We start from the raw sequence: 12,712 nt of genomic DNA on the forward strand, positions 1-12,712 counted from the left end.
CAGCCTATTAAATTAATTTCAACAGAAATAAGGAATGGGTAATTAGCCTATAGTTCGAGGCGTGTATATGCAGGAATCGATTGTAAGGCTTACATAAAATTTAAGAGCGTTGAGACGACAATCAACATTAAAAAGCTTGCTGTAATATAAGATACTGCCATCGCATAAATAGTGCCTTCAACCTTGCCCTGTCGATAAAAGGCTGACAAGCCTAGACCCGAGTTCAGGCTACCACTGGTACACGCCATTAATTCAGTTGGATGTTTAATGTTGAAAAGCCAGTAAGCAAAAATAAATGAAATGAGTTGCGAGATCAGCACCACAAAACTTCCAATTAATGAAACTTTAAACCCATTTGTATTCATTGCCTCAAGCATTTGTGGCCCAAAATACAAACCTGTTACCGCTATAAAACCTAATAGTGATAAATCTCTAAGAGGATTAGTTAAATTTTTAGGTAGTAGTTCTAATGGGTTAATTTTATGACAAGCCCAGCCAACCGCAATACCGGATACCAGGCTGCTAAAGCCAAGGCTAAAATAGAGGTAAAGACCGCCTATATTGAGGTGCCACATACTGATGAGATACGCCAATACTAAGCCTATACCAAATATGGCTTGGTTGGTCCCAGCACTGTTGAACGCACGTGGGAAGGTCTTTTTCACATTTTGCAGATCACTTAAGCTACCAGTGACTTGCACAATATCGTGTTGTTTTACAGTTAGATCGGGGGTGATTTCCAGGGGCTTATCGCCCCTGACTAACTGAGTAATACAAACTTCTCTATGAGTACGTTGGTTAATATCTGCCTTAATCGTCTGTAATGACTGACCCACAAAATCGTCTATATTGATCAGCATAAGATAATTTTTTACACGGGTATCACTGTGTGTATCGTAAGGCATTTCTGTACCTAACACATTATCATCAAAATAAAAAAGCGTATTATGCCTCCCGGTGATAGTGATGAGATCCCCAGCAGTAATAAACTCACTGTCCTTAGCGCTATTGTCACGATTATTTGGGCGCGACAGTTCAAATATAATATCGATGGATGGAGCATTAAGTTGCGCTAAGGTTTTACCAACAACGGTACTTTGCTCATTTACTTCAAAAATCCGTCTAACGATATTTTGCGCAGTATTAATAGGCTGATAGCTAGACATACGAGTTACATTTAATGCTAAGTCATCACGTCTGCTTGAAAGTGAGCCCAAAGACCCCTTAAAAAAGCTTGGCAACAACCAGTTCATCATGAATACAGGCGCTAGCACTCCAAAAATTACCGTCAACATATAACCCATGTGCACTTCACTTTGGGCCACATGTTTAGCCCCATTAGTCAAACCTGGTAGCTGCTCAATGGCGTCAGTGGCAACATTAATGATTTCAGGATGCACAAAACTGCCCGCTGCCATGCCAATGGCGAGATAAAGATCGAGATTAAATAACCAGCTCGCTATAGCAAGGGTTACCATGGACATAAGGCTCATCAATATACTTGCAAATAATATCGATTTTTTTCGTAATTGCAGTGTATCGATAATGTGATACCCGCCCTGATAGCCAACCACATACATAAATAAGCCAAAGAAAACCCATCGAATGGATGGCGTGATATCAACACCTATTTGACCAATAGCAATGCCCACCAGTAGGGTTCCAACAATGCTGCCGAGCACAAAACGGCCGATAGCGAGCTTACCAACTAAGGCTCCCAAGACTAAGGTCAACAAGACTGGGAAGTACGGTGATACATTTAAAATATACTGTAGTGTTTCCATTGGCTGATCACTTTTATGTTAATTACATGGACTGCTGTTCAGTGCATGTTTATTTAAAAGGTGCAGACTGAGCGCAAGTGAATATATCTCTCCAGCACACCACAGCGTGCTAATCGTCAGAATGAGCGTCATAATTTCAGGATTATTTTATTCGCTATTACTTGTTACTGACAATCGCCTATGAAGGATTAGACCCTTCATAGCCTTTGGCCCAATTGCGTAACCTTGTATCGATTTTTAACTGGGAAAAGTGTGCTTAATATGGGGAAGGTGAAGAGATAAATGAACTCGGTAGAATAGTAAACTTGCTAGCCTCTCCTTAAGAGAGGCTATATGGTACAAGGGTTAGTTGACGGCTGAGTCTACCGCTTGTATGTAATCTATAATGCACTTAGAAATTGATTTCTTGACGATTGCAACCTGTTTTGAATGTTGACACCACATTGAAACAGGTACATGGATTGCTTCATTAATCGTATCGGAATCTATTTCTACTATTTTTTCAGAGTAATACTCAGATTGAGAAATAGTTCGAGGCAATAGTGCCCAACCAAGTCCCTCTTGAACCATTCTAATAATTAACGTCTGCTGATCGACCACCTCATACTGTGACGAGAGAACAATTTTTGCGGCCATATCATCATCGAGCATCGATTTGAGTACAAACTGCCGTGTAGACTTCATGGCTGTAAACGTTTCATTTGACGGTAATTGGGCAAGTATGCTGCTTTCACCCGTAAAAGGAACAAACGCCATACTGCGTAACAACATAGAGTCAATACTGTTAATCACTTTGCTTTCAAATACATTCACAAGACCAAAATGAATAGTCCCATCTTGAATACCTTGTTTAATTTCAGCCTTGGAGCGAACCAGCAGGTTTACCCTCATATGGGGGAAGTCATTGATCAGGACCTTTCGGATTGTGGTGAGCACCTGCTGAGGAATGAAGCTGGCATAAGCTATCGTGACAGACTCTAAACCACCATAACTTAAGCTTAAAGCCATTCGATCGAAGGTCCGAGTTTGTTCAATGGCCTGTTTAGCATAATGATAAAGCAAGGTGGCATCTTGGGTCGGCTCAACCGTACGCCCTACTCTTTCAAACAAGGTAATGGCCAGTTGATCCTCAAGATTAGTGATCACCTGACCAATCGTGGTGCGGTGTTTATCCAATTTTACCGCCGCTTTGCTAAATGCCTTTTGCTCATACACAGTCACAAAAGCAAGCAGCTGCTCTAAACTGAAATTCATGATTCTACTCCCTGAAAAATGCAAAAAAATGGGCCGGAATCGACAACCATTCAAATCATTAACTTAGAACCTAACACACTTGAAGTTGATTGTTCAGCTGTTTTGATGGGTTTGATCCGTCATATGAGATTATTAGATTAACTACCAGTCAATTAATATCTGCAGTCTATTGAACAGGTATGCATATAAAGACCTTGTTTACGCATCTTAGAACCGGAGGCTATTAACGATGAACATCATGCCCCATGAAATAGCGCTGGGTGATGTCTATTTCCCCCCCTTGTTGCTTGTTGGAATACTGGCTTACGTTTTGACGGCGGTATTGACCACGATTGGAACCAGACTTGGCTGGTACAAATATGTTATAGCACCAGCGATTGTAGATCTCTCCATCACAATCATCTTTATAGGTGTGATTACGCAGTTTATTTCAATTTTATAAATAGGTAACCTCATGTTTAAACGATACTTGCTCACATTTATCATTGTTTCGGCGGCTATAGGAACGCTGTACTCGCAATATCAGACAGACTTAGCGAATCCTTGGACCAGAGATGGACAAGTACGAGCTCATATTATTCAAATCACTCCTCGAGTGACAGGTCAAATTATCAATATGATGGTCAAAGATAACGTTCTTGTGAAAAAAGGACAGTTGTTATTTGAAATTGATCCGAGCATTTACCACGTCAATTTAAGCAAAGCCATTGCTAGCGAGAAGCAAGCTAAAGCCTTATTAGATAAAGCAGAGAATGAAGCCCAGCGCGCAAATAACCTTGAAAAACTGACACCTGGTGCGCAATCACAATTAACACTGAATAACTTACAAAATGCAGTTGAAACGGCGCAAGCCAACCTGTTAGTGGCCAAAGCACAAGTTGAAGAAGCCAACCTGAATTTACAGTATACCAAAGTAAGTGCGCCAATAGATGGCTACATTACCAATCTAAACTACCGAGTGGGTTCTCAGGTTATTGCTAATAGCCCTATTGTAGCGTTAATTGATGCCTCTAGTTTTTGGATTGAAGGTTTCTTCAAAGAAACCGATCTCAACGATGTCAGCATCCATAATAAGGCGCAAGTTACCCTACTCATGCACGACAGTGAAGTGCTTGAAGGTGAAGTGCAAAGTATTGGATATGGCATTGCTAAATCAGACGGCAGTACAGGCAATGAATTATTACCCAATGTTAACCCTAGCTTTCAATGGATAAGACTCGCTCAACGTATACCGGTAAAGATAAAACTGACTCACCTTCCTAAAGAGATTCAATTGCGGGTAGGTATGACAGCATCAGTACAAATAATTAAGCATTAAAGTGAGAATGGTATGCTCAGTTCAACAATGAAAGAAGCGATAAAAATATCGTTAGCTGTTGGTGTCTCGATTGCTTTGGCCCTTTTTTTTCAATGGGATAAACCTTATTGGGCGGCCATCACCGTTATTGCAATTTCAGCGACAGAAACCTTTGGTCATGGCATACAGCAGGGGAAACTGCGCATATTGGGCACCGTTGTCGGTATACTTTTTGCCTTGCTGCTAATCAGTCTTTTTTCCCAAGATCGATTGTTATTCATCGTTTTTTTTCAATTATTTCTGGCTTTGTGTGTTTTTTTTAGCGCCAACAAGCGTTACGGTTACGCCTTTACTATGGCATTCGCTGTATTTTCCATCGTGGCCATGCTCGGTGGCACCAACGGCATAGCCTCATTTGATATCGCTATTTTAAGAGTTCAAGAAACCATGCTAGGTGTTCTGGTGTACTCGGCTGTCTATCGCTTTTTGTGGCCAACAACCACCGAGTCACTGTTTTTTGAATCACTTAAGGCGTTAACTAACCAGTTTAATTTAGCGAAAACGACCTTAGAACAAGCATTGGTCGAAGAGCGCAAGCTAGAGATTAAATCTGATATGTTTGACGGACAACATCATATCAATAAAATGCGAGAACTACTGGCGCTGCCAGCAGCCAGCAACTATCGCTTACGTCACGAAAAAGCCAAGTGGCGAACCATTATCGATGCATCCGATGGAATTCAAGCTCATATTACTCAGCTAGTAAAAGATAGTAATGAAAGTGAAAGGCAAGTTATCGAAAAAAGCTTGAGCCATTTGGAGTATGAAATGAGGTTACTTACAGCGGCCATCAATGATGATGCGGAGAAGCTTCATGTATTAGCGCTCTATTGGTCTAAGTACGTAAATAGCCAAGCTACGGCGGTTAACAAAAAAAACAACGTTAACCAGTTCAGACTCCAATTAAACAACGCGTTTACCGCAATGGCCATCTCATCAACATGCTTTGGGTTATGGATCTATTTTGCTATACCTGGAGGACCTATGTTCCCGCTGATTGGGGCTGCACTGGCAAATACCACTGTACGTATGCCCGATAGCCTTATTCGGCAGGCAAAACTGGCCTGTCTAGCATGGGGTGTGGTATTTATTGCTGAGTATTGTTTGGTATTAACAACACTCACTGAACTCTGGCAACTTATCGTCTTTTATATGGTTAACATGCTGTTTATATATGGCCTGTGTGGCAAACCATCACTTGCAGTACAACGAATATTAGGCGCAAATCTGTTACTTATCATGACGATGAATGCACTACATGGCACACCGCAATATGAGATTATCACGCCACTATTAATGTTATTAATGTTGGTTATCTGCTTGGCTGTGGCGCGCTTTTACACACGCTTACTACACATTGATCCTAAATAGCAGCTGACTGACTACAAATAGAGCGACTTCAGCACGAGGTTAGGTCGCTACTAAAAATGTTGCATTCTAAGAGCTTCTCAAAATGCGTACTCATAAAAAGTATTCACTCATTGTAAACCCAAAAAGTACCTGACATTAGTTTGATACCATTATTTCCATTCAAAATCATGATTTTAATGATTTAAGTTCCATTCATAAACAAGCTGTAAATAAAGCTGTTCCTTATCCCATCAGCTGTTATTGAAGGGTGTCACCCTTCATATGCGATTACTTAATTGTCACATCTAATCATAAAATAACCTCATTGAAAGCGATATGACGACATATCTCAGCTGCGCCCCCCCATAACGGGTAAAAATGGTAACGCCATAGCGTGGCAAACTTTAAGGGTAACTACATGACGAAAATACACTCTCTCTCAGTAAGTAACTTCTCTATCGGCAAAAAGATGCTTAAAGCAATACCACTAACCTTAGTCTTGGCACTTTCTAATGGTGCCTACGCAGATGAAACTCAGTTTGTAACACAAACAAAAACCGAAGCGCAGCAAAATGCCTTTGATCGTTACGGGATCTCTGATGAAATCATCAAACTTGGTTTGAGTTCACTATCCCATGGTGACCAGATGGTTGAACATGTGCAACGTAGATTTGACGACGGCGGAGACGTTACTGAATCTGAAGTCTTTTTAGTACAAAGCACTGATCATAATGGCAATATCGACCTGAGAATCAAGTACGACCAAAGCAAGCTTGACTCAAAAGAAGATGTTATCGGCAATATTGAAAAAATATCCAAAATCGAGTATCGGTTAAAGAATTATTTAGAAAGCTATGATAAGTCATCGTTAATCGTCAATGAACTATCGCCAGAGGTGGTTGAAATTAGCTTTAACTACTCAAAATACGGCCTACCTCAAGACATCGCATACTTCAGATTTATGCGAGTAAAGCTGTTCGTTATTAACGGTAATCCAAGCCATATGCAGATCACCAACTCTAAGCCTTATGACTATGAAGGTTATCGCGTTGAAAAATACTCACAAAATATTGAGTTTACAACGCTGGTCAACGGTAAAACCGTGATGAAAAGTAAGATCATCAAGGCTGATGGGATAAAAGGAAAGAAAACTGTAAGCTATAGAGCGACAATTAAACCTGTTACCTTTTATGATGACGAGTTAGGCCCCCTAGTTATAGACCAAGAGCTGCTCTCAACAGTGTCCGACCCACGCATTCGTGAAGAGAAGGTCGATCTAGACAGGTTATTTCCTTTAATGGGAGATTTGGTGCGCCAACAGGGCATTGATGTGCCTATGCCATTTGGTTTTTCTGTGGCTTACCGTAATCAAGATATGAATGTGGGTTTTGACAGTTTTGACATTATGGGACTAAATCTGGATGAGTTTTTTGACCCATCCAGTTCTGTAGGCATGGTCAATGCCCAAAGCTATACCCTTCGAGCCGATGTCAATATCCTTCCCTTTTGGAACGTGTATGGCGTGCTAGGTAAGGTAAATGTAGATGCTGTGGTCGATGCACAATATACCGGCAAGATGAAAGACGTTTTCGAAGATAAATTAGGAGTCGTTGGCGGTAAGCTGGCATGTAGTGCAGTTGCTGGTGCAGGGGTTGATTTGTGCTCTCCTGGAGAAGTCAGCGTACCACTACACCTAGACTACGATGTGGCCGGAATAGGCACAACCCTTTCTGTTGGTTACAAAGAGTTTTTTGCATCCGTTACCGCTACGTATAGTGCAACACGTCTTGAGGGACAGGATAACTGGGGCGATGGTATTTTAACTATACAGCCTATGTTAGGTTATCAATTTCTTGATTCTCGAGCCCAGATATTTGTGGGAGCCGAATACCAAGGTCTTAAAGCCACAATGAGTGGCAATCTAGGCTATATCGACGCATTAGGTCGAGATTTTACTTATGACGTTGGCGTAGAACTTGAACAATGGGCTTACTTGGTCGGCTTTAACAAACAAATAGGCAGAAACTACAATATTACCGCCCTTTATAATAAAGGAGAAACCAGAAGCTCATTCACGATAAACTTCGGCTATCGCTTCTAAGTGAATATGAACAGTCATTGCCACTAAAAGACCCAACCTAATCCGTTGGTTTTTTTGCCTAAAACATCAAATTATCACTTAGCGTGCTTATCATCCATCAAATAACGTATAAGTATTGAAGGGTTTGATCCATCATTAGTGATTTAACTAAGCGAAATTACTAGCATAAACTAGCGATATAGCTCGCGAAGTCAACCCCTAACACGGTAAGCGTGGAAAATCCCGATAACAAACTTAATATCGTGCTGTCATTAACCCTGATTAGGCATAAATACTAAGTGTAATTAGCCAAGATTAAACTATTGAATCATCAATTAAGGAAAGCATTACTCATGAAAAAATTATCTTCATTTATGAAAAAAGCTTCTGTGATAGGCCTCGGGTTACTCTCTCCATTTGTTATGGCAGCAAACTATGACGTTGTGATCTTAAATGGTCGAGTTATTGATCCAGAAACTAACTTTGACGCAATCGCTAACGTGGGGATCAAAGACAACAAGATCATATCTGTCACCACCGATAAAATCACAGGCAGCCAAATCATCGATGCGACGGGCAAGGTTGTTGCGCCAGGATTTATCGACGTGCATGCTCATGGGCAGAATATAGGTGATTACAGAATGCAGGCGATGCAAGGTGTAACCACTATGCTTGAGCTTGAATCAGGCGTATTACCGATTAGTGATTGGTATGCCACTCAAGGGGAAAAAGGCTTGCCACTTAACTATGGCGCAGCAGCTGGCTGGACCTATGCCCGTATCGCAACCTTTAGCGACACCAAACCTGAAGCAACTGCCGGTTATTTCCAAGCAGCCCAGTCACGTAATGATTGGAAAATGGATATTGCTACGCCTGAACAAGAAAATAAGATCATGAAGTTAATTGAACAAGGTCTTGATGAAGGCGGCCTCGGCATAGGAATTAACGCAGGTTACGCGCCAGGCCATGGCCAAAAAGAATATTATTCACTGGCTGAGTTAGCTGCAGAGCGTGATGTAGCCACATTTACTCATGTGCGCTATGCAAGTAATGCAGAACCACAAAGCTCTTTTGAAGCAGTAAAAGAGTTGGTGGGTAATGCCGCCATTACTGGTGCACATATGCATCTTTGCCACATTAACAGTACCTCATTGAAAGATATCGACACCATCCTACCTATGGTCAATAAGGCACAGGAACAAGGCATAAATGTCACCGTTGGTGCTTACCCTTGGGGAGCGGCGAGCACGGTCGTCGGTGCAGCGATGTTTAGTGGCGAAGGCTGGCGTGAGCGCATGGGCTCAACCGCAGAAAACTTTCAGCTGGGCAAGGAGCGTATGACAGAAGAGCAACTTGCCGACTATCAAGCAAACAAGCCTGGTACCTTTATTGTTTGGCACTTTTTAGATGAGAGTAACCCTGCAGATTTGGCGAAGCTAGACGTATCGATCCTCAATCCAAATGTGTTAATTGAGTCTGATGAGATGTTCTGGATGCACATGGACGAAGAGGGTCATATTGACAACTACGCAGGTGATGAATGGCCACTACCAACAGATCTATTCTCTCATCCCCGTTCAAACGGTACATTTGCCAAAGTACTAAGAATGTATGTGCGTGAACGCGGATTATTAAGCATGACTGAAGCGTTGCGTAAAATGACCTTGATGCCAGCGCGATTGATTGAAGATTTTGCCCCACAAATGAAATATAAAGGCCGCATTCAGCCTAATATGGATGCTGATATTGTGGTATTTGACCCTGACACTATCGCCGATGTCGGTACCTACCAAGATCCGAACCACCCAGCTGTGGGCGTTCATTGGTTACTTGTTAATGGTAAAGTCGTTGTGAATAACACAGAGCTAGACACCAGTGTCAAAGCGGGTACACCAATTCGCCGCGAACAGAAAAAATAGGACTTTTAATAATAAGCGCAATACTTGTTATTGCGCTTATTTATCGCGAAAAAAGCTGTCCGTTTATCCCCATTGAATCAGCAATCAGCCTAAAATTATAATTAACACTTTACACCCAAACTTGGTCAAATACGCGATACATATTACCTCCCAAGAACTTGCCGCAGTCTGCTTCTGAATATCCGCTTTCAAGCATCTTATCAATTAATGCTGCAACAATTTGATATGGCGCTGGTGTAGGGAATCCTTTTGCCCCTACAGCAGCACTGTAGCCTCCATCAGGGAATACATTTTGTCCCATTGGAGTTTGAATAATCGACGCTGTAAAATTGATGTTAGGTATATAGTCCGAACCGAAGCCAACATGATCTATCCCGACTAAATTAACCATATAATCAATATGCTTGAATAATGTATCAGTCGTCAATATATCTGGATTAGACGTATCCATAAAAGCTGCAACCATATTTATCGAACAAACCCCACCCGTTGAAGCAACTCCTTTAATAACGGCATCGGTAAGGCTCCTCTGATAGTCAGCAATCGCCTTGGCTCCTGAATGTGAAGATATAACAGGCTGGCTACTGCGTTCAATTGCATCAAGGGAAGTACGCTCACCAGTGTGGCTTACATCCACCAGCATACCGTAGCGATTATAGGCATCGACTAATTTCTTACCATAAGCTGTGAGTCCTCGATTTTCAATTTCGAAGCAACCATCACCCACATCATTGCGCTGATTATATGCTAGGAGGCAGTAACCATAGCCCATCTCTCGCCAGAGGCCTACACGGTCAACATCACCGCCAAATATTTGCGTTCCTTGGTGAGTGAAGTAAATACCAAGTTTATTCTGCTTGTGCGCTTCATCAATATCTTTGGTTGTACGAATCAACATGTAATTATCGGGGCGCTCTTTCATTTTACTGAGATAGAACTGAGCCCCCTTCATAATCCCTTCAACAGACGCATCCAATGAATCCGCAGATGGACACGCAGCTAGAACTTTGAAACCTGCGGCTTTGCATTTATCCATTTCATCATGGAATTCATGAGCTTTTGGGGATGACCATTGAGAGGGCCAAAGACCAGAGAATAAAGTGTCAATAGCCATGGAATCACGTACGATTTTTTTTGCACGTTCAGAGGCCGGGTATTGATGAGTTCTTTGTGGAATCTTAGAATAATCCTTTATCTCAAAGTCTGGCAGCTTAGGAGTTGAAACTGCTTTAGGTTGGTCAGTCGCATTGACTATACCACTAGGTAGTATCATTGCCGCGGCACCGACAGAGGTTTTAAGCATAGATCGGCGGCTTAATTCGAGCCCTTTCCCTGTCCCAATCGAGTCACTTGCCACATGGTCTTTAACTAAGTCCACTGATTGAGTCATTTTGTCCATATGTTTTACCCTCCTTTTTTGAACACAAAAATAAACAACAAAAAGTTAAAGAGTTCATAAGTCGGCAAACACACCCAAAGCCTTTTAGTAAACAATTTTAGAAATTCTGCACGTTTCGTTGCCAATAAATAATATATACCTTCCCCAGGCAAAAATCCTGAGCACGATCACGCTATTGGTGTGTTTCGAATACTGACTCATACAAGGCTGTTTATTAAAAATTTATAATAATTTCAGCCCATAAAGATATTAGCGAGCTAAGCAGCTTGTTTCCTAAATAGCCTTCCGAGCCCTATGACTTTGTCCATTTACAGTTTTTATAACGACCTTGGAGGCTCAAACTATCGGCAAAAAGTTCACTCAATTAAACTAACAAGGTTGTACTTAGCACGTATTTTAGACGCAAAAAAGCCAGTTGAACAATTCAACTGGCTTAAGATCGGGAAAGATTGAGTAGCCTTTAAAAGTAAGCTTTAAAGAAGAACTAGGCTGCAGTGTCATCGATATCAATCTTTTCTGAACTAGGCCTCATCGTGCTCACGGTATTTTCAAGCTTAAATTGGCCCCATTTAGACTTATCTTGAGACAAGGGAGTGCCAAACGTTATCGATGTTTTCAAAGTATTGTCTTCAATGCTACCACCTAAATAGGTGTATTCTGGGCTAAACATGATATAGGTACCATCATCACCTGTTTTCCATGAGAAATAAGCCGCCATACCACCAACAATATCAGTATGAGTATGAGTATCACTTTCTCCCATGGCATTAGCAAAATCCTCATCATATGAACCTGCTAATACCCCGCCACGAACAAAAATATTCAGCGACTCAGCAGGGGTGGTAAACATAACAATGCCACCAACCGCAGTAGTAGTAGTAAACTGTTGATTAACGATGATATCAAGTGATGCCGCGACACGTGGAGTCACCGCGTTATCAATGTTAAACACATGAAAATACTGGATACGACTATCATTATAGTCACCCTGCTTATTCATTGTTCCTTCGATAGTGCCCATCGCCATCTGTCCATTATCAAGTGTATAGGCTAGTGAGCCCGATAGCTTAACGTCCCCCTTATTATTCACACCAACATAGGCAGATGTTGATGCTTTTGTTAGATCAGAAGGATCAACATCGTGAACTTGTTCCTGCGCAAAACATTAGCAGTCAACGCAAGGCCGAGTGTCGTGGCTAAGATAGTTTTAGTAAGTGATGACATGATTTGTAGCTCCGTAAAAATGGGTGTAAGTCAATAACTGGAGCCAGTTAACGGTGAGTTTAAACTAACAATAACTCTCATTTGACGGGTCAAACCATTCAAATGGCAAAGCTCTTATCAGGCCGTTTGTAAAGTGAAGTGAATTACGCGATGAAAACGTTAGGTAAAATTGTCTATTAGTAGATTTAACAACCTCTTTCTCAGCAGTGAAGTGCATTGAACTGAATGCCCTTTCTTTTTCGCAGGACTCAACCCTCTATATGCGATTGTAAAGTGAATGACTTAATCATTACCATTTCTGTTCATGCCACCTCTATCCATACCAAAGTTGCCATCATTAATGAC

Annotated in this window: 9 protein-coding genes; 5 read left to right on the forward strand and 4 right to left on the reverse strand. The window is 41.4% G+C overall.

The window, feature by feature from the left end; all coding sequences use genetic code 11:
- Positions 1-89 precede the first annotated feature (89 nt).
- Together ACVBJC_RS02210 and ACVBJC_RS02215 are read right to left on the reverse strand one after the other, a co-directional pair.
- A complete protein-coding gene (locus ACVBJC_RS02210) occupies positions 90-1,784 on the reverse strand; it encodes an aspartate-alanine antiporter-like transporter (protein WP_447159258.1) in 1,695 nt (564 codons plus the stop codon).
- Between the two features lie 345 nt (positions 1,785-2,129).
- Positions 2,130-3,038, reverse strand: coding sequence for a LysR family transcriptional regulator (locus ACVBJC_RS02215; RefSeq protein WP_447159257.1), 909 nt, complete (start codon positions 3,036-3,038; stop codon positions 2,130-2,132).
- A 229-nt stretch (positions 3,039-3,267) separates the two neighbouring features.
- On the opposite strand from ACVBJC_RS02215, the gene ACVBJC_RS02220 reads away from it, so the two are divergent.
- The 5 genes from ACVBJC_RS02220 to ACVBJC_RS02240 all read left to right on the forward strand — a co-directional run bounded on the left by ACVBJC_RS02220 (position 3,268) and on the right by ACVBJC_RS02240 (position 9,744).
- Positions 3,268-3,480, forward strand: coding sequence for a DUF1656 domain-containing protein (locus ACVBJC_RS02220; protein ID WP_447159256.1), 213 nt, complete (start codon positions 3,268-3,270; stop codon positions 3,478-3,480).
- Positions 3,481-3,492: 12 nt separating this feature from the next.
- Complete coding sequence (locus ACVBJC_RS02225) at positions 3,493-4,356, forward strand: HlyD family secretion protein (protein WP_447159255.1); 864 nt, start codon at positions 3,493-3,495, stop codon at positions 4,354-4,356.
- A gap of 12 nt (positions 4,357-4,368) precedes the next feature.
- Positions 4,369-5,766 (forward strand): FUSC family protein, encoded by a 1,398-nt coding sequence (locus ACVBJC_RS02230; RefSeq protein ID WP_447159254.1) that lies wholly within the window; start codon positions 4,369-4,371, stop codon positions 5,764-5,766.
- 397 nt (positions 5,767-6,163) lie between these two features.
- Positions 6,164-7,846: a hypothetical protein gene (locus tag ACVBJC_RS02235; protein ID WP_447159253.1), complete on the forward strand. Its 1,683-nt coding sequence runs from the start codon at positions 6,164-6,166 to the stop codon at positions 7,844-7,846.
- Positions 7,847-8,178: 332 nt separating this feature from the next.
- The gene (locus ACVBJC_RS02240) at positions 8,179-9,744 is read left to right on the forward strand and encodes an amidohydrolase family protein (RefSeq protein WP_447159252.1); all 1,566 of its coding nucleotides are present in this window, start codon (positions 8,179-8,181) and stop codon (positions 9,742-9,744) included.
- 109 nt (positions 9,745-9,853) lie between these two features.
- Here the strand turns inward: ACVBJC_RS02240 and ACVBJC_RS02245 are convergent, their stop codons facing one another.
- Complete coding sequence (locus ACVBJC_RS02245) at positions 9,854-11,134, reverse strand: dipeptidase (protein ID WP_447159251.1); 1,281 nt, start codon at positions 11,132-11,134, stop codon at positions 9,854-9,856.
- Positions 11,135-11,627: 493 nt separating this feature from the next.
- Complete coding sequence (locus ACVBJC_RS02250; protein ID WP_447159250.1) at positions 11,628-12,233, reverse strand: hypothetical protein; 606 nt, start codon at positions 12,231-12,233, stop codon at positions 11,628-11,630.
- Positions 12,234-12,712: the final 479 nt, after the last annotated feature.

This window comes from Shewanella sp. 0m-6, assembly GCF_052977325.1.